General features: G+C 58.0%; 19 protein-coding genes. 8 read left to right on the top strand and 11 right to left on the bottom strand.

Annotated elements, in window-relative coordinates; all coding sequences use genetic code 11:
* Positions 1-522, top strand: a 522-nt coding sequence (locus tag Q0239_RS16470) for a DUF1501 domain-containing protein (protein WP_298604878.1), incomplete at its 5' end; no start/stop codon positions are given.
* An 80-nt stretch (positions 523-602) separates the two neighbouring features.
* Positions 603-1505, top strand: coding sequence for an aspartyl protease family protein (locus tag Q0239_RS16465; RefSeq protein ID WP_298604876.1), 903 nt, complete (start codon positions 603-605; stop codon positions 1503-1505).
* Here Q0239_RS16465 and Q0239_RS16460 read toward each other — a convergent pair.
* The 11 genes from Q0239_RS16460 to tgt form a co-directional block, all read right to left on the bottom strand.
* A complete protein-coding gene (locus Q0239_RS16460) occupies positions 1502-2410 on the bottom strand; it encodes an oxygenase MpaB family protein (protein ID WP_298604874.1) in 909 nt (302 codons plus the stop codon). The genes Q0239_RS16465 and Q0239_RS16460 overlap by 4 nt on opposite strands.
* Positions 2411-2460: 50 nt before the next feature.
* Complete coding sequence (locus Q0239_RS16455) at positions 2461-3594, bottom strand: serine hydrolase (RefSeq protein WP_298604873.1); 1134 nt, start codon at positions 3592-3594, stop codon at positions 2461-2463.
* A 22-nt stretch (positions 3595-3616) separates the two neighbouring features.
* Positions 3617-3997 (bottom strand): NTF2 fold immunity protein, encoded by a 381-nt coding sequence (locus Q0239_RS16450; protein ID WP_298604871.1) that lies wholly within the window; start codon positions 3995-3997, stop codon positions 3617-3619.
* A gap of 1 nt (position 3998) precedes the next feature.
* Positions 3999-4769 carry an exodeoxyribonuclease III gene (gene xth, locus Q0239_RS16445; RefSeq protein ID WP_298604869.1) on the bottom strand — a complete coding sequence of 257 codons (771 nt, stop codon included), beginning with the start codon at positions 4767-4769 and terminating at the stop codon, positions 3999-4001.
* A 31-nt stretch (positions 4770-4800) separates the two neighbouring features.
* Entirely contained in the window at positions 4801-5136 is a 336-nt protein-coding gene (locus Q0239_RS16440; RefSeq protein WP_298604867.1) for an iron-sulfur cluster assembly accessory protein, read from the bottom strand.
* A 104-nt stretch (positions 5137-5240) separates the two neighbouring features.
* Complete coding sequence (locus Q0239_RS16435) at positions 5241-5957, bottom strand: M23 family metallopeptidase (RefSeq protein ID WP_298604865.1); 717 nt, start codon at positions 5955-5957, stop codon at positions 5241-5243.
* Positions 5958-6066: 109 nt separating this feature from the next.
* Positions 6067-6864, bottom strand: a complete 798-nt coding sequence (locus Q0239_RS16430; RefSeq protein WP_298604863.1) for a ferritin-like domain-containing protein — start codon at positions 6862-6864, stop codon at positions 6067-6069.
* On the bottom strand, positions 6855-7601 hold the full coding sequence (locus Q0239_RS16425) for a sulfite exporter TauE/SafE family protein (protein ID WP_298604861.1): 747 nt from the start codon (positions 7599-7601) through the stop codon (positions 6855-6857). The genes Q0239_RS16430 and Q0239_RS16425 overlap by 10 nt, the downstream gene beginning before the upstream one ends.
* A complete protein-coding gene (locus Q0239_RS16420; protein WP_298604859.1) occupies positions 7601-8062 on the bottom strand; it encodes a peroxiredoxin in 462 nt (153 codons plus the stop codon). Before Q0239_RS16420 ends, Q0239_RS16425 begins: the two co-directional genes overlap by 1 nt.
* Positions 8063-8073: 11 nt before the next feature.
* On the bottom strand, positions 8074-10767 hold the full coding sequence (locus tag Q0239_RS16415) for a bifunctional [glutamine synthetase] adenylyltransferase/[glutamine synthetase]-adenylyl-L-tyrosine phosphorylase (protein ID WP_298604857.1): 2694 nt from the start codon (positions 10765-10767) through the stop codon (positions 8074-8076).
* Positions 10764-11891 carry a tRNA guanosine(34) transglycosylase Tgt gene (gene tgt, locus Q0239_RS16410; protein ID WP_298604855.1) on the bottom strand — a complete coding sequence of 376 codons (1128 nt, stop codon included), beginning with the start codon at positions 11889-11891 and terminating at the stop codon, positions 10764-10766. The genes Q0239_RS16415 and tgt overlap by 4 nt, the downstream gene beginning before the upstream one ends.
* Between tgt and Q0239_RS16405 the strand changes: the two genes are divergently transcribed.
* The 6 genes from Q0239_RS16405 to Q0239_RS16380 form a co-directional block, all read left to right on the top strand.
* The gene (locus Q0239_RS16405) at positions 11890-12267 is read left to right on the top strand and encodes a DUF2282 domain-containing protein (RefSeq protein WP_367276124.1); all 378 of its coding nucleotides are present in this window, start codon (positions 11890-11892) and stop codon (positions 12265-12267) included. The two genes, tgt and Q0239_RS16405, sit on opposite strands and share 2 nt — an antisense overlap.
* Positions 12264-13115, top strand: a complete 852-nt coding sequence (gene prmC / locus Q0239_RS16400) for a peptide chain release factor N(5)-glutamine methyltransferase (protein ID WP_298604853.1) — start codon at positions 12264-12266, stop codon at positions 13113-13115. The genes Q0239_RS16405 and prmC overlap by 4 nt, the downstream gene beginning before the upstream one ends.
* Before the next feature lie 191 nt (positions 13116-13306).
* Entirely contained in the window at positions 13307-14002 is a 696-nt protein-coding gene (locus Q0239_RS16395) for a DUF4167 domain-containing protein (RefSeq protein ID WP_298604851.1), read from the top strand.
* 100 nt (positions 14003-14102) lie between these two features.
* Complete coding sequence (locus Q0239_RS16390; protein ID WP_298604849.1) at positions 14103-15512, top strand: DUF4139 domain-containing protein; 1410 nt, start codon at positions 14103-14105, stop codon at positions 15510-15512.
* A gap of 7 nt (positions 15513-15519) precedes the next feature.
* Positions 15520-17100 (top strand): hypothetical protein, encoded by a 1581-nt coding sequence (locus tag Q0239_RS16385; RefSeq protein ID WP_298604847.1) that lies wholly within the window; start codon positions 15520-15522, stop codon positions 17098-17100.
* A gap of 185 nt (positions 17101-17285) precedes the next feature.
* On the top strand, positions 17286-17663 hold a 378-nt coding region (locus tag Q0239_RS16380; protein ID WP_298604845.1), incomplete at its 3' end, for a hypothetical protein.

The following is a 17663-nucleotide window of genomic DNA, read 5'->3' as shown; positions in this document are numbered from 1 at the left end:
ACAGCGACCGAAGCCATGGCGGGTAGCATAGCCCCTGGCACCGGTCGTGGAGGCATTGCCGCAGGAAAGCTCGTCGCCAGCCTGATGGCCGGGGCCGACGGCGCGCGTGTGGCTATGGTCGAGACAACGGGATGGGACACACATTTCAATCAGGAAGGGCGTTTGGGCAACGTGCTGAAAGGTGTCGATGAAATGATCGACACACTGCGCACCGAAATGGGCCCCGCTTGGGCCAAGACGTTGGTCCTTGTCGCAACCGAGTTCGGCCGCACCGTGCATGTGAACGGTACCCGTGGCACTGATCACGGTACGGCATCTGCAGCAATGCTGTTCGGTGGTGGTCTAGCTAACGGGGGAAAGATAGTCAGCGACTGGCCGGGCTTGGCAGCAAGCCAGCTTTACGAAGGCCGCGACCTCAAGCCGACGATGCGCTTCGAGACGATGGTCGTGGCTGCCCTTTCGGCGCATTATGGCATTGACGCCGAAAGGTTGCGACGAACCGTCTTTCCGGATTTTTCCTGAAAGCACTGGTACCTTAAATGCATTGACTGGCTCTACATTTTCAATCACCGTATTAATACGCTAATACGGAGTAGCCTGTTTTGTCCAAGTCCCCGAAGAAAATCCTTTTGCTGGCAACCAGCCTGTTCGCAGCGGCCACAACAACCACCGCTTGCGCGCATACCACTGTCAAAGATGCGGATGTCTGTCGCACCGATGCCGATGTCGACTCTCTATTCCGCGTACCCTTTCGAGTGGTCGATGGGCGCATCTACGTCGATGTCATGGTCAACGATAAAGGGCCGTTCGCATTTGCAATCGACACCGGTGCTAGCGGACTTGGTCGCTCGGATGCCAGCCTGACAAAAGCCCTAGCGCTGCCCATCACCAATGGTGGCCTAACGAACGACGGTGTTGCGACGGCCAGCGTCGATATGACACGATTTGATTCGCTCGAAATTGGCGGATATCGGAGAGAAAATATAGAAGTCATCACCCGCGACTATAGCAGTCGCCTCTCAGCGGACGCCGCGATATCGGGTATTATCGGTCGTGACTTTTTCGCTGATGGCGTGCTGATTATCGATTATCCGAACCGCACTATGTCTTTCAGCCGGTCACTGGAATTACCGGCAGGCGACGCACAGGTCGTCACCTATGAACGTCCATTTCGCATCCCTGTGTCTATCGGCAATGTCCAAACCGAAGGACAAATGGATACGGGTGCCAATGTTGAATTTATAATGCCCAAATCACTTTTCGACAAAATCGGCGGTGGACCGTTGCAAGCCGCCGGAGATGCGACATTGACCAACACCAGCCTCGAAACACAGACCGCATTGGTGCCCGGCCCATTCCGTTTCGGTGGCGCCGAATTTACCAACGTCAATGTCCGCATTTCTGAACGCTTCCCCGAGCTTCTGGTAGGCGCCCGTGTGCTGCAGCACCACAAAATCCTTATCGACCAGCGATCGAAACGGGTCGCTGTCTGTAGACCGGACTAAGCGGCGGCCAACTCAGTGGCCCGCAATAACCGCTGCTGCTCAGCGGAGCGCAAATATAGAAAGTTGCTTGGCAACCCCAAACGCACACAGGCCTTTGCAGGCGGGGATTCAGGATCATGCTTGCGCTCCGCTGCGCGCGCTACCAGCTTGATGGCGATGCGGTCGGCATAAGTGAGATCATATTCACGGCCCAGTTCCAACCGCTCGCGCACCAACGGCGGCAGGATCGAAACTGCGGCGCGTGCCAGTGCCCGGTGCAGGAAACGCGGGATTTGCGGCGCGGCCTTACCCGACTGGATGATGTCGAGAAACTCCTTGTTGATCGGATGCGGTTCGAACCGTGGGGACAGCTTTTCCATCATCGCGAAAAAATCGGCACGGCTGTTCACCTTGTTCTGCACACCGTAAAGTTCGGCAACCGCCGTTCCTTCGCGATAGAAGCGCTCCTGATCCTCGACCGACAGAGGCGCAACAAAGCGGTCGTAGGCTGTCAGGAAGCCGTAGCCTGCGGTTGCGCTGACCCAATCGAGGAGTTCCGGATCCTTGGCTGAATAGGAGATGCCGCCGGGGGTCTCACCCTCAACCTTGGCGTGCATGCGGTTGACCCCTTCGATCACGCGGCGGGCGGCAGCCTGAGGCCCGTAAACACCGATCATTGCGGCATAGCCGGTGCGTTCGGAACGACCGATTGGATCGACCTTGTAAATCGAATGATCCCACACGCCTGAACGGATACGCGGATCGGCAAATTCGAGCAGCACCGCCGCAACCCCGCCAATGCCCAGAGCAATCCTGTTCTTATAAACGCGCCATGCGACCGAATCCGGTGCCAGAAAGGCAGGCGCGCCGGCGGGCTGGCTGTAATCGAAGGGCGGCAGCGGTTTGCGGATCGGTGCGTTCATCATCGATCCCTCCTCTGGATCACTGATTTAATCGCGTGATTAACTTCCGGAAGTCAAGCCTCAACCCCGTAAGCCGTGCGTCCCAGCCCCCAAAAGAACCCCAAGCCCCCGGCATCGCCAAAAGGCGCGAGCTGGCTCACCACCCCCCCGCCAATACCCTTTGCCGGATCGATCCAGTAATAACTGTTGAAAATTCCTGCCCAGGCCAGACTGTTTGGCGAACGGCCGTTCGGCCCTTGTTCGGGGTTAATCAGGAAACCGAGGCCCCAGCCAGTATGCTGGTCAGGGAAAGTGTCATAAGGTTGGGCGAGATCGGGCATCGCGCTGCCCATAAAGCCCGCGCGCAGCGGCGCGACCTGGTTGCGCGCCATTTCAGCGACCGTCGCCTCCGCCAGTACGCGATTTCCATCGAGTTCACCGCCGCGCAGCATCATCCGGACGAAGCGGCCATAATCATGCGCGGTTGACGATAGGCCGCCACCGCCCATTTCAAACTCCCCGCCGCCAAGGAACATCGGCTGGATGACAAGGTCACCCTCGGGCGTACGGGCATGAACCTTAGCGGCATCGTCGGGGAGAGCATCGAGAAATGCGGTGGACGACATGCCGAGCGGACCCAGCAGGTTCGTTTGCAGATATTCACCTAGCCGCTTGCCCGATGCAGCCTCGACCGCGAGACCCACCCAATCGGTTGCAACACTATACTCCCAATTCTCGCCGGGATCGAACAGCAGCGGCATCTGGATCGAGGCGAGCGAGCCCGGCGCGGGCATTCCGGTCGCGGCGAAATAACGCAGCACCTCCGGCCGGATGAAGAAATAGCCGAGGCCAGCGGTATGGGTGAGCAAGTGGCGCAAGGTGATCGGCCGCGATGCGGGGCGCAATTGCGGCTCGCCGCTGTCCGAAAAGCCGGTCAGCACCTGCGGGTTGGCCAGTTGCGGGAGGAGGTCGCCAATCGGTGCATCGAGATCGAGCGCCCCGCTTTCGACAAGCTGCATCGCCCCTGCCGAGACAATCGCCTTTGTCATCGAGGCAATCTGGAAGATGGTGTCGACCTCCATCGGCTGCCCAGTGGTGGCGTCGGCATGGCCATAGGCCTCTACAAAGCGGACTCCATCGCGATCAGCAATCAGCGCAACTGCGCCGGCCAGACCCGATGCCTCAAATGCGGCTTCCAAAGTTAACATTCCTCACCCCTCCTCCAGACTCTCATTTGCCATGGATCAACCTCAATATTTTGCCATCAGAGCTTGATATTTGTACTTCAAATACGCCGCCCTTTATTCCTTCAGAATGCGGAAGAGCGCCCTGCACAACCCAACGATCATCAACACGTTTGACTAGGTAGGGTCGCTGACTTTCGATATTCGCGCGACCATAAAAGCGCGCAGCAACAGCTTCCGCAATCTCGACAGCTACTTCCGGACGATCGACGTAGCCTGATGCCGGGCTGTAGTTGAAATCCGAAGCATCAGTTTCAAACTCTTTGAGTAGAAAGTTGCGACTATTTTTATCTGACGAAGTGTCGCAGGAAGCCAACAGCTGCAGCACAGCCAGCGACCATAAGACTCGCTGCAAAAGCGTGCTCATTTCAAGCCAATTCAATCCACGTCGGCGCGTGGTCGCTGGCCTTTTCCCGCCCGCGATGATCCTTGTCGACACCGCAGGCGCGCAGCCGGTCTGCTGCAACCGGGCTGAGCAAAAGATGGTCAATCCGAAAGCCATGATCCTGCTGCCAGGCACCGGCCTGATAGTCCCAATAGGTCCAAACGCGGCCCTGCGGAAAGTGCGTGGCCAGCGCGTCGGTCCAGCCATCGGCGAGAAGCGTTCTGTAGGCGGCGATGCTTTCCGGCTGGCGCAGCGCATCGTCAAGCAGCGCCTTGGTCGACCAGATATCATGATCGTGCGGAATGACATTATAGTCACCCGCTAACACGACCGGCAGTTCAAGCACCGCCAATTCCGCCGCGCGCGCGCGCAGGCGCTGCATCCATTTCAGCTTGTATTCGAATTTCGGACCCGGCTGGGGATTGCCATTGGGCAAATAGATGCTGGCAACGCGGATGCCATGCACCTCTGCTTCGAGATAGCGCGACTGCTCATCCTCAGGATCGCCCGCCAAGCCGCGCTGGGTTTCCACCGGCTGGGCATCGCGTGCGAGGATGGCCACACCGTTGAAGCTTTTCTGCCCGTGCCAGATCGCGCCATAGCCAAGACGTTCGAACTCATCGGCAGGAAAGCCCTCATCCTGCGTTTTGATTTCCTGCAGGCAGGCGATGTCTGGCCGGGTTTCATCGAGCCATTCAAGCAGGCGCGGCAGCCGCGCCTTGATGCCGTTGATGTTATATGTAGCGATACGCATTCGCTGACCCTAGCGAGGGGTCAGCCGCGCATCAAACCGAAAAGCTGGAACCGCAGCCGCAACCCGATTGGGCGTTGGGATTGGTGACCTGAAAGCTTTTGCCACCAAGCGATTCAATAAAATCGACGGCCGAACCACGTACCAAATCCAGACTAACCGAATCGACCACCAGCTTGGCTTCGCCCGATTCGGCGATAACATCATCGGCTTCGACCGCATCGGCCAGACCGAAACGGTATTGGAATCCTGAACAGCCGCCACCTTCAACCGATAGGCGCAGCAAAGGCGCCTTACCGAGCTTATGCGCAATTTCCGTTACGCGTTTCGCGGCATTTGGCAAAAGCTGGATGTCGGGAGCCATGGTCATGCTCTATATGTAGGGACAAACAAAAAGGGCGGCAAGGTGTCTCCACGATGCCAGCCCCAGATTACACCCTCTCCCAAAGGTGATGCGTTTACGGTCGGTAGTGCTTATTCAGCTGGACCGCCCATAGATTTGGTATCAGCATCCTTAGATGCAATCAAGATATTTGACACTTTTGTTGCAGTCTCAAGGAAGCTGGTCGGATTGACCGGCTCGCCAGCGATGCGGACTTCATAATGCAGGTGGCTACCGGTCGAACGGCCGGTCGAACCCATGAAGCCAATGATGTCGCCTTTGCGGACGCGCTGGCCCGAATAAACGTTCATTGCTGAAAGATGGCCATAGCGGGTCTGGATGGCGTTGCCATGCTCGACTTCGACATATTTGCCATAGCCGGAAACCCATTGTGCGCGACCGATGATGCCATCGGCGGTTGCGTAGATCGGCGTACCGATCGGGCCTGCGATGTCGAGGCCCTTGTGATTCTTGCGACGACCCTGAAAGGGATCAGTGCGATAGCCATATTGGCTAGTCATGCGCATCGATTCCACGGGGTTAATCGAAGGAACGGCGACCTGAGACTTGCGGGCGGTTCCATTGACCTGACCCCAGCTATCATGAAGAGCGCGAAATTCGGGATCGGAAACGCCGAGAGCAGTCTTGTTCGAAGCGACATCTTCCGGCTTTACACGGAAAGCGTCAGACGCAGCTGCGGCGGAATTGGCAAGTGCAGGTGTAGCAACCGAAGCCGAAGCGACGAGGCTAGCTGCAAGTAACACTTTTCCCATCAGTGATTGGCCCGAAGCCAAAACGCTGTGTACCATGTGTTTTTACGACCCTTTGTTGCAATCCAGGTTTTTACCCCGAACTGATCCCCAAATTTGCGGCAATTATTTGCCTACCCCTTATGTGTCATTGGGTCTGGCGGGGCCGTCAGGACAATGCAACCTGCATGTAATAATCACGCGTTAAACCGGCCTTCGAACGCGCCGAGTCGTTGAACGGAGGCTTAACAGCCCCCCGGAAGTGGCGGTTTACCAGCACTTTCCAGTAATACTTTGGTAATAGTTCGGCATCGCGACAACCCGATTCAAACCATTTCGTCCCCGCCGAAACATGGCGGATTTCGTCGGCAAAAATGCGCTGGAGGATGCGTGCCGATGCCGAATCGCCCTGTGCTGCGAATCGCTCTACCGTCGCTGGCGTGACATCGAGACCACGGGCTTCAAGCACCATCGGAACGATCGCCAGACGCGCCAGTGCATCGTCGCGTGTCACATAGGCCGCCTCCCACAAGCCGTCATGCGCGGGCATCGCGCCATAATAGCTGCCGAGTTGCTTCAGGCGTCGGTCGAGCAGTGCGAAGTGCATCGCCTCGTCAGCCCCCACACGCAGCCAGTCATCGGCAAAGTCGCGCGGGAACAGCCCGCCAAATCGCCCTACCAGATCGAAAGCGAGGTCAATCGCGACAAATTCGATATGCGCCAGCGCATGCAACATGGCGATCCGCGCCCGTTCGGACCCGGCCCTGCGGCGCTTGGGCATGAACCGCGGGGCCAGCAGTTCGGGATGATCGGGCCGCGCCGGGTAGTCTGGCATTTGGGCGTCGAAACGATGTTCCAGCCTGCCCAGCCGCCAGTCGCGCGCAACCGCCCGCGCCCGCATCAGCTTTGCCTGCGGGTCAGCGCTTTCGAGCACAGATTTGCATGCTTCTCCCAGCGTCAAAACCATAAATCCCAAGACTTCCCAAGATAGAAGACGCCAATGGCAGTGCGGATCCATGCAGTCCAGGGCTTGAAACTGGCGTCGCTCAACCGATCAAGCACCCAACCGCCAGCGGTTGTGCCCAGCATGGATGCAGGGATCGCCAAAGCAAACACCCACCAAGGCGGTACGCCGCTGCTACTGGCAGCCAACAATGGTGCCCCGTAGACGATAATCTTGGCCAGATGACTGAACACCTGCGTTGCCGCCTTGGTCGCAACAATCTGGTGGCGGTTCAACTCGGTTCGTACAAAAAAGATATCGAGCAACGGCCCAGCCACGCCCGCGCTCAGGTTCAATGCAGTCACCAGAAACCCTGACAATAGCGCGTGCGGCGTTTTGGAGGCATCAAGCTGCAACCAGCTTTTGGGCACCCACACCAGCATAGGGACGAGCCCAAGCAACAGAAACAGGACGGGCTTTGAAGGCATGAAGCCGATGGCCAGCACCACACCCGCTGCAACCGCGGACGCCAGCGCATAGTTCCATAGGATTGGCCAGGCGATATGCTGCCGATGCAGCACCGCGCGCCAGCCATTGGCGACAAGCTGCAGCAATCCGTGCGTCACGAATGCCGCCGACACCGGCAATACAAGCGCTAGCGCCCCCATTAGCACCAGCCCGCCAGCCATCCCGAAAATCCCCGACAGCAGGGCTGTCAGAAAAGCTGTGATGATCAGGAAAGCGGCGGTAGCGGACGACATCAAGCGAGGGCTTTGGTAGCCTCCAGCACCTCCGCCGCGTGCCCCTTGACCTTCACATTGTGCCAGACACGCGCGACCTTGCCGTCCTGACCGATCAGGAAAGTGCAGCGTTCGATGCCCATATATTTTTTGCCGTACATCGACTTTTCGACCCATGCACCCATCTGTTCGGTAGCATCGCTATCTTCGTCGGACAGCAACGTCACTTTCAGCCCATATTTGTCCGCAAATTTGGTCAACTTGGCCGGCTTGTCCTTCGACATGCCATAAACAGTTGCGCCAGCCTTAGCGAAATCGCCGTGTAACTCGGTAAAGTCCTTCGCCTCATTGGTGCATCCCGGCGTATCCGCCTTCGGATAGAAATAGAGGACAAACGGCCCCTTGAGCGCGCCCAGTGCAACATCATTGCCCGCGCTGTCTTTCACGGTGACGGCGGGGAGGGTATCGTTGACATCGGTCATGTTTCTTCTCCTTATTTCCCTTTTTTCAATCGCGGCTCGATGCCCTGCCATTCGGCGGAAAGGGTCGCGCGCGCAGCATCGACCGCCTGCATAACCTCACCCCATTTGGCAAAGCCCAGCGCCTTGGCGACCACCGCCTGCGCTGGCTCGGGCGGTAATTCACAATCGGGCGCGACCAGCCTCAGCATCACGAGCAGCCTGGTCAATAGCGCCTGTGCGGGCGCGAAACCTTCCGGCAAAAGCCCTGTAGCGATTAGCGCATCAGCCGCACGATCAAGCTGCGGGAGTAGCCCCTTGCCAAAGCGCAGTTGCAGCGCGTGGATAACAAATTCGGCATCGACCAATCCACCGGGGAGCAGCTTGACGTCGAGTGCACCTTTGGGCGGCTTGTGCGTCGCCATATCGGTGCGCATCTTGATGATGTCGGCCGCTAGCTTGTCAACATCGCGCGGCAAGGCGAGCGTTTCGGCGATTATCGTTTCCAACTTCGCTGCGGCTTGCACCGAACCGTATACCGGTCGAGCGCGCGTGAGCGCCATATGCTCCCATGTCCAGGCTTCTTCGCGTTGATATTTGGCGAAGCTTTCAAACGACACGCAAAGTAGCCCCTGCGCCCCTGACGGTCGCAACCTTGTATCGACTTCATAGAGCGCGCCCGATGCCGTCGCGACAGTCAGCGCACCGACCACGCGTTGCGCGAGCCGGTTAAAATACTGTGTTGCCCCCAAAGGCCGAGGGCCATCGGATTCTTCGCCATGGTCGCCTGAAAAAAGGAGGATAAGGTCAAGGTCGGAAGCATGGGTCAGCGCCTTCCCGCCAAAACGGCCCAGCGCCAGAATCGCGAGCTCTCCACCTGGCACCTTGCCATGTGCACGCTCGAACTCGGCGACAGTTGCCGCAGTCAGTTTCTCGACCGCGATTTCGGCGAGCATCGCATAGGCATGCGATACGGCAAGCGGGTCTTGTTGACCCTCGACCAGCTGGACGCCAAAAGCGAAGCGTTTTTCGCCGACAAAGGCGCGGACGAGATCAAGCAAAGTCTGATAATCGTCATCGACTACCCGCGCTTCCAACTCATCGAGCAGAGCATCGCGGCTTTCAGGCAGGCGAAACGCGCTGGTATCGATTAACCCTTCCAGCAACTCGCCGCGTCGCGCCAACGCATCGGCCAGTGTCGGGGCATAGCTCAAAATGTCAGCCAGCAGTTGCAACAACGCCGGGCGGGCATCGAGCAGATTGAAGAAATTGATCGCGCTCGGCAGCGCCTCGATCACATTGTCGAAACGGGCGAGCGCATTGGACGGATCGGGCGCTTTTGCGAGCGCCTCCATGATCTTGGGGAGGACAGTCTCGAAGGCCTCGCGCGCCGAGCTCGAGCGGATTGCCCGCAACTGCCCGCTGCGCCAGCGCGCCAGCCGCTGGGCGACGGCTGGCGGATCGGCATAGCCCAGCGCCGATAGCTGGTCCTCTAGCGGCAGACCATCGTCTGCAAGCCGCTTTGTACTCTCATCATCGTCGCCGGCTAGACCATCATATACCGCGCCAACCTGAGTAACGACGGGTTCGAGCAGCGCTACCAATTCTGCACCATCTGCCAGTCCATGCAGCCTTGCAACTCGGTCCAGATCGGTAGGATTTTCTGGCAAACTGTGCGTCTGCCGGTCGTCAAGCATTTGCAAGCGATGCTCTATGGTCCGCAGCAGCTCATAAGCCGACGACAAGGTTTTGGCTTCATCCGCCCCAATACGCTCGCGTTCCGCCAGTGTAGCGAGGGCGGTGCGCGTATCCGCCATCCGCAATCCCGGGTCGCGCCCGCCATGGATCAGCTGGTGCGCCTGCGCGAAAAATTCGCACTCGCGTATCCCGCCCCTGCCCCGCTTGAGGTCGTAACCAGGGCCTAGCACCTGACCCTTGTGATAATGATCGCGGATCTGCCCGCTCATCTTGCGGATATTGGCGAGTTGCCCGAAATCGAGGCTGCGCCGCCACACAAATGGCTGGATGCTTTTGAGGAAATAGTCTCCCAGCACCTTGTCGCCCGCCGCTGCACGTGCCCGGATGAAAGCCGCCTGCTCCCAAGCCAGTGCGCTCGATTCATAATAACTGATTGCCGCTTCGACCGGGATGGCTATCGGCGTAACTTCAGGTGACGGTCGCAGCCGCATATCGACGCGGAAGACATAACCATTTTCATCGCGCGCGCCGAGCAGTTCGATAATCTTGCGCCCGATGCGCACTGCGCTGTCCGCTACATCCTCGCGCTCGCGGTGCGGTAGTGTTTCCGGATCGTAGAGGAAGATCGGATCGATATCGGACGAATAATTCAGTTCCTGTCCGCCATGCTTGCCAAGGCCAATGACGGCAAAACCCTGCACCGGTGAATCCGGCAGACGCTCGGCAAAGGCAGCGGCGATAGCGGATTCCAACGCACTGTCGGCGAAGTCGGAAAGAATGCGCGTGACACGGGCCAGATCCCATATCCCGGCAAGATCAGCAATCGCGGTCACCAACGCTACGCCTTGCCTCTGCTTCCGCAAGGTGGCGGCAGTGTCGCCCTTGATCTTGAACGACAGCGACTCTGCCAATGCGCCTTCAAAATCGCCCTTTTCAAGCTGCACGACCAACTCCGGCTGGCGTTCTATCAGTCCTGCGAGGAACGGGCTGTTCTCCTCGGCACGCGACAGGGCTGCGGCGACCCCGCTCATTTTTTGAGATAATCCCGGCGGAAATCGGCGGCAAAGGCTGCGAACCTTCCCTCCGCTATGGCGCTGCGCATTCCGGACATCAGCGACTGGTAGAAATGCAGATTATGCTGCGTCATCAGCATCGCCCCTAATATCTCGCCGGATCGGACAAGGTGATGCAGATAGGCGCGGCTCCATGTCGAGCACACCGGGCACTCGCAGCGCTCATCAATCGGTCCCTGATCCTCGGCATGCTTGGCATTGCGGATGTTGACCGGACCGTTCCAGGTGAACGCCTGCCCATTGCGCCCGCTACGCGTCGGCAGCACGCAATCGAACATGTCGATTCCACGCTCCACCGCACCAACCAGATCATCCGGTTTGCCCACGCCCATTAGATATCGGGGTTTGTCTGCAGGCAGCATGTCGGGGGCAAAATCGAGACAGCCAAACATCGCCTCTTGCCCCTCACCCACGGCAAGGCCACCGACAGCATAGCCATCAAAACCGATGTCGATCAGCGCATCGGCGCTTTCCTTACGCAGTTTCTCGTCGAGTGATCCCTGCTGGATTCCGAACAAGGCGGCGCGCTCGGCATGCTCGCCACCACTGTCGAAGCCATCGCGCGAACGCTTGGCCCAGCGCATTGAAAGCGCCATCGATTTCGCCGCCTCTTCGCGCGACACGCCATTGGGGGGACATTCATCAAAAGCCATCACAATATCAGAGCCCAGCAACCGCTGGATTTCCATCGACCGTTCTGGCGACAGCATATGCCGTGAACCGTCCAGGTGGCTTTGGAAAGTCACGCCATCCTCGGTGATCTTGCGCAAGCTCGACAGGCTCATGACCTGATAGCCACCGCTGTCGGTCAGGATCGGTCGGTCCCAGCCCATGAATTTGAGCAGGCCACCTAGCCGCGCCATGCGCTCAGCCGCCGGGCGCAGCATCAGGTGGTAGGTATTGCCTAGAATGATGTCCGCGCCGGTGGCGCGGACTTCGGCAGGGCGCATCGCCTTGACCGTCGCGGCGGTGCCGACGGGCATGAAGGCCGGTGTGCGGATTTCGCCGCGCAGCATCTGGATGCTGCCGGTGCGGGCTTTGCCGTCGGTTGCGCTTATCTTGAAATCGAATCGGGATTGCATGCGCTTCGCCATAGCTGGCATAATCTTTTCGCGCTATTGGAGGCGCATGGGGCCCGACAAACAACCGGAATTGTTGCATTATGCTGGGTTGCTTGCCGCTGCAGCAAGCCTTTCGGCATGCGAACGCCCCGCGGCCACCGACATCCAATATGACATAAATGACCGCGGCCTCGTGATGCCCGAGCCGCAAAAGGCCGATCGAGAGAAATGCTATGGCATCGCTTTGGCGCAATATAATGATTGTGCGGCAGGTCCGGGAACCGACTGTGCCGGAACCGCGACACAAGATTATCTGCCCGAACGGTGGAAATATGTCGCTGTCGGAGAGTGTGAACCGCTGGGTGGAACGTTAGAGCAAAAGTCACGCCCCGAATGAGCATCTCGGCCTCTCAACAACTGGTCGCCGCCACACAGTTGCTGGAAGGGGTGAGCGACACACCCCGGCTCGATGCCGAACTGCTGATGGCGCATGCTTTGGGCTTGAGCCGAAACCAACTTTTACTGCGCGCACGCGATCTGACGACACCAGATGAATTTGACACGCTGTTGCAGCGCAGATTGGCGCATGAGCCTGTCGCCTATATCCGTGGCTATCAGGAATTCTGGGATCTGACGCTAGGCGTAACCCCCGATGTCCTGATCCCGCGCGGCGACAGCGAAACCTTGATCGAGGCGGCGCAAAGACATTTTGCGGGTTCGCATCCGCCGTATCGGATACTCGATTTGGGAACGGGTTCGGGGGCGCTTCTCCTAGCTGCGTTGTCAGTTTTCAAAGAAGCACAGGGCGTTGCCATTGATGCAAGCGCAGCGGCGCTGGCGGTAGCGCAGGGTAATGCCGAGCGATTGGGCTTTGCCGGCAGCACCGCCTTTTTTCATAGGAGCTGGCGAGGTGCAGGCTGGGCAGATGATCTCGGGCAGTTCGACTTGATTCTGTGTAACCCGCCTTATGTCGAAACCGACGCCGAACTGGCAACGCAGGTTCGCGCATATGAACCGGCCTCTGCGCTGTTCGCCGGGGCAGATGGCTTGGACGATTACAAACTGTTGATTCCGCAAATAGCTGCACTGCTCAAACCAAGCGGCGTCGCGATATTCGAGATAGGGTTGGGTCAAGATGAAGCAATCACTCGACTGGCGACACAACAAGGCTTTGCCGTTTCGCCGCATCGCGATCTGGCCGACATAATCCGCGCATTAAGTCTATCTAAACCCGACGGTGGATAAATTTAGCTTGGAATCGCAGGATAGGCGAGCTAGGGCAGCTATAGCTTCACAGCGATGTGGCCGGAAACCGGCCCTTTTTGGGAAGCTGCCCCAACGCATCGACGATATTGAGGGGGACCGCACAGGGCGGTCGCGTTACGGGCACAACACACGGAAATTGGGTTGCTTTATTACAGGACAGGTTCGTCTTTATGAATAATCGGCAGACCAGCCGCCGTCGCGGCCGGAGCAATAATCGTACGCAGAATAACAACCGCAATGGCTACGATCACCAGAATCGCATCGACAATCGCGCGCGCGGAAACGCTGCCCAGATGCTCGAAAAATATAAAAAGCTGGCGCAAGACACCCAGTTGAACGGTGATCGTGTGCAGGCGGAATATTATCTGCAATTTGCCGACCATTATTTCCGCGTACTCGCCGATTTCCGCAGCCGTCAGGAAGAAAACCGCCCGCAGCGCAGCGAATGGCGGAATGACGATCGGGAAGGTTCCGATTGGCGCGATGAAGAGCGCGACAATGAAGGCGGCGACATCGCTGATGAAGCAACCGATGGCGTCGATATCGAAGCTGATCTGCGTCAGAGCGAGGACGAAGACCGCCGCCCGCAGCGGAGCGAAAGTCGCGACCGGAACCAGCGCAACGACCGGAATGATCGCAACAACAACCGTAACCGTCGTGATCGCAATGACCGCTATGAACGGAATGACCGTCAACAGTCGCGCGAAACAGAGGTAATAGAATCCGGCCTCGATCTCGCTGTGCTGCCACCTGCCATTGGCGCCGCCAATGACGAGGATGTAACGGTTGCGGAAGCAAAGCCCGCCCGCAAGCCGCGCGCGCGCAAGCCCAAGGCAACCGAAGACGAAACGGTCGCTGCTGAATAAGGCCCTGCATTCCGCTGGACTAGTACTGGGCCATTAAGGCTCTGGTCATGTTGGAAAAAATACTTCACCTGATAGCGACCACTATTGGGGGAGTAGCAATATGCGTTCAGTCTGGCTCTTGCTTGCAGGAGGCGCTCTAGCCGCACCTCTGCTCGCACAAGATGCAACGACCGTCGCCGTTCCGGGCGGTGCTACCGCGCAGGGTGATGTAGCCGTCACAATCTATCAGAACGGGCAGAGCCTTGTTCAGGATACGCGCCGTCTCAACATGCCGAACGGCCGTTCCAAACAGGAATTTCCTGACGTTTCCGCGCAAATCCGGGCCGAAACGGTCACGCTGACGGGTCCCGGCATCGGCATTGTCGAGCAGAATTTCGATTACGACCTGTTGACCCCTGCCAAGCTGATGGAAAAGGCGGTCGGCCAAACCGTAACGCTTATCCGTACCAATCCAGCAACCGGCGCTGAAGTGCGGGTCGCGGCAAAGGTGCTTGCGGCAAATGGTGGCGTGGTATTGCAGATCGGCAATACTATCGAAGTGCTGCGCGACGATGGCCTTCCCGTGCGTGTGATTTTTGACAAAGTGCCCCCAAATCTGCGGGCCCGCCCGACGCTTTCGGTTACCCTTGAATCGAAAGGCGGTGTTACGCCAACAACGCTCACCTATCTGACCCCCGGCCTCGGCTGGACCTCCGATTATGTGACGCTGTTCGATGATGCCAAGCAAACCATCGACGTTCAAGGTTGGGTGACGCTGACCAACAATACCGGCACAGACTATTCCAACGCCAACGTCCTTCTGGTGGCCGGCAATCCCAACGCGGGCGGTGGTCGACGCAAATATACCACACCCTGGAATCCGTCGACGGGAACGATCGATGAGGCCGGAACCGAGAGCAACGACCGCGAGCGGCTGGGTGATTATTATCTCTATCCGCTCGCCGAGCGCACGACGATCGCCAATGCACAGCAAAAGCAGGTTAGCTTCCTTGACGTAAAGGCAGCGCCCGCCCGCAACACTTATGAATTCAATAACGGTTGGCTGGCGACCAATGAAGCCGCAAGCGCTGCTTCGGTGCTCAAATTTTCTACATCACGCGCTGGCGGACTCGGTGACCAGCTGCCGGCGGGAACGATGCGTGTTTACATGCGTGACAAGCGCGGCGATCCTCAATTCATCGGCGAAAGCATGATCGAGGCGACACCGATGGGCTCACAAATGTCTATCCGCACTGGCGATGCATTTGACGTAAAAGTCAAAACGATAGTTGTGGAACGGACGCGCATCAGTTCAAGCCGCTGGAAAACCAAGATGCAGTATGAACTGACCAACGCTCGCAACAATCCCATCACGGTCGATCTCGGGCAAAACGGCCTGTGGGGCGACGTCCGCATCACCGAGCAAAGCCAGGAGGGCAAGCGGGTTTCGGCCGATCGCGTCGAATGGAGCGTTGCCGTTCCTGCCAACGGCAAAGCGACGCTGACGGCGACATTCGACAGCCGGTATTGAGGTAGCCATGCGGGCTTGCATCGCCCTGCTGCTCACTGGGTGCGCCGCTCCACTCGCGGCGCAAACCATTGCCGTTTCCGACGCGCCTGAAACGGTTTCGCTGACTGTGTATCGGGCCAGCGGTCGGGGCGAAGCACCGATCAACAAGAATTGGCCACAAGGCTATGCGCTGATCACCGAAACCCGGACCGTGACGATACCGGCTGGCGAAAGCCTTATCCGGTTCGAAGGCGTGGCGGAGGGCATGTTTCCGGAAAGCGCCATTGTGACTGGACTTCCCAAAGGCGTGAAGGAGAAGAACCGCGACGCACGCTTGCTCTCACCTTCCGGGCTGGTGGATGCCTATCTGAAGCGCGAGGTCATTTTGACCCGTACAGACAAGGCCACCGGCAAGAGCCGTGAGCAACAAGCGATTATCACGGCCGGCCCGAATGGCGGCGTGGTCTTGCAGACTGCGAGCGGGTTTGAGGCGCTGCATTGCACGGGCCTTCCGGAACGAATGCAATATGGCGGCGTGCCGCAAGACCTTTCGGCCAGACCGACACTGTCCGTTGTCACGCACAGCGATGCGCCGGTAACGGCAAAGCTGACGTTGACCTATATGGCATCCGGCTTCGACTGGCAGGCCAATTATGTTGCGCAGACGAAGCAGCAGGACGATGGCACTGTTGGTAAGGGGAAGATTGACATCTTCGCCTGGCTGACCCTTGCCAATGGCGGAAACCAAAGTTTTTTGAACGCGAACACTATGGCTGTCGCTGGCGAACCAAATCGCGAACGCCGTGGTGCGCAGCCACGCCCGACGGGCGGCGGGCTCAACCTCACATGCTGGCCGGCACAACGCACGCACGAGGTGCCGTTCAATCTCGGCTATTTGCCCTATATTCCACCCCCTCCTCCCCCAGCGGCTCCCATAGCCTATGCAATGGCGGATGCAGAGAATATCGTCGTGACCGGGGCACGCATGAAACGGGCCGAGGCGATGGCGAGCCCTGTAGCGGTGATGGTTGCGGAGCAGGAGGATCTCGGAGACCTCAAACTCTATCGTGTTCCCGAACCCGTTACCGTCAATGCAAAGGGTCAAAAACAGGTCGCGATGATCGTCAAGCCGGGGACGTCTTTTGACCAGCTCTACACTGCCAATGTCGACAATCATTCGGGAGACGGCGCCAGTCTGCCAATGACCATCCTGTTCCGGGGCGAAAACCGAAAAGAAAAGGGACTTGGCCTTCCCATGCCATCAGGCCAGGTCATGCTGTTCGAAGACAGCGATTTCGGACCTCTACTGGCTGGTCAGTCAACATTGAAAGATCGTGCAATTGGCGACGAGATCGAAATGGCCATAGGCCAATCATCGGATGTCCGGTTTTCGGTCACGCAAATCAGCCGAACGGCCGGAAAGCAGAGATACAAGATTGATGTCACCAACGCCCGCAATGAGCCGGTCAATGTGGAAATCGAAATTCCTTACGAACTGCGAGGCAGACAAAAGCAAATCGAAAAAATTGATGGTGTGCCGACATGGAAGGCAACCATCGCTGCCAATGCCGAGGCCAGTGTTCACTATGAGCTTAAGCTGGAAAACTGAAGCGGACGAAGGGGGCTTCGTCCGCTTCCAAGGTTGTTCGACTCTCAAATCGAAAAAGAGGCGTCTGGCCGGTTAAAGCCTGACGTCCCGTTCAAGATGTCATCTGAAATTTACGTACGCAATCGCGAATTCGCGAAGCACAACGAAACGTTCGCGAATGACGCGTGCAATTTCACGAAACGCGAATGAGTTTCGGCTTTTTCCACAAGCTTGTGAAGATTGCAAAAAACTGGTACGAGAATTCAGGAAGTGGGGAAAACCCTATGACTTTGCATGGATTTTTGGACTATTGGTGCTCGCTCGACTGGCGACATCAGCTCCGCCACCTCGCGCAGTATCTCCTTATTGCGGTTTTACTGGTTTTTGTCTCTCCTTTCGGGATGTTTCCAGACCAGCCGCTCGTCAGACTTAGCTATTGGTTTGCCATTCTGTCCATCTTCGGCATGGCGATGATGCCGGTTACAGCGAAAATTATCCGTTCAACCGGGGCCTTTGACGATTTCAGCCGTTGGAGCGGGATATTCGGCTGCGTACTTTTCGCCACGATACCCATGACATTTATC

Origin of the sequence: uncultured Sphingorhabdus sp. (genome assembly GCF_937872355.1) — a bacterium.
GTDB lineage: Bacteria > Pseudomonadota > Alphaproteobacteria > Sphingomonadales > Sphingomonadaceae > Sphingorhabdus_B.
Note: the sequence above shows the minus strand (reverse complement) of the source record. Positions and strands in the feature narration are given on the sequence as shown.

Bases quoted from the DNA above. Each gene is read 5' to 3' on its own strand.
- Q0239_RS16420 (WP_298604859.1), bottom strand. From the start codon at position 8,062: ATGACCGATGTCAACGATACCCTCCCCGCCGTCACCGTGAAAGACAGC.
- prmC (WP_298604853.1), top strand. From the start codon at position 12,264: ATGAGCATCTCGGCCTCTCAACAACTGGTCGCCGCCACACAGTTGCTG.
- Q0239_RS16450 (WP_298604871.1), bottom strand. From the start codon at position 3,997: ATGAGCACGCTTTTGCAGCGAGTCTTATGGTCGCTGGCTGTGCTGCAG.
- Q0239_RS16460 (WP_298604874.1), bottom strand. From the start codon at position 2,410: ATGATGAACGCACCGATCCGCAAACCGCTGCCGCCCTTCGATTACAGC.
- Q0239_RS16425 (WP_298604861.1), bottom strand. From the start codon at position 7,601: ATGTCGTCCGCTACCGCCGCTTTCCTGATCATCACAGCTTTTCTGACA.
- Q0239_RS16390 (WP_298604849.1), top strand. From the start codon at position 14,103: ATGCGTTCAGTCTGGCTCTTGCTTGCAGGAGGCGCTCTAGCCGCACCT.
- tgt (WP_298604855.1), bottom strand. From the start codon at position 11,891: ATGCAATCCCGATTCGATTTCAAGATAAGCGCAACCGACGGCAAAGCC.
- Q0239_RS16395 (WP_298604851.1), top strand. From the start codon at position 13,307: ATGAATAATCGGCAGACCAGCCGCCGTCGCGGCCGGAGCAATAATCGT.
- Q0239_RS16385 (WP_298604847.1), top strand. From the start codon at position 15,520: ATGCGGGCTTGCATCGCCCTGCTGCTCACTGGGTGCGCCGCTCCACTC.
- Q0239_RS16440 (WP_298604867.1), bottom strand. From the start codon at position 5,136: ATGACCATGGCTCCCGACATCCAGCTTTTGCCAAATGCCGCGAAACGC.
- Q0239_RS16455 (WP_298604873.1), bottom strand. From the start codon at position 3,594: ATGTTAACTTTGGAAGCCGCATTTGAGGCATCGGGTCTGGCCGGCGCA.
- xth (WP_298604869.1), bottom strand. From the start codon at position 4,769: ATGCGTATCGCTACATATAACATCAACGGCATCAAGGCGCGGCTGCCG.
- Q0239_RS16405 (WP_367276124.1), top strand. From the start codon at position 11,890: ATGCGCTTCGCCATAGCTGGCATAATCTTTTCGCGCTATTGGAGGCGC.
- Q0239_RS16435 (WP_298604865.1), bottom strand. From the start codon at position 5,957: ATGGTACACAGCGTTTTGGCTTCGGGCCAATCACTGATGGGAAAAGTG.
- Q0239_RS16415 (WP_298604857.1), bottom strand. From the start codon at position 10,767: ATGAGCGGGGTCGCCGCAGCCCTGTCGCGTGCCGAGGAGAACAGCCCG.
- Q0239_RS16430 (WP_298604863.1), bottom strand. From the start codon at position 6,864: ATGGTTTTGACGCTGGGAGAAGCATGCAAATCTGTGCTCGAAAGCGCT.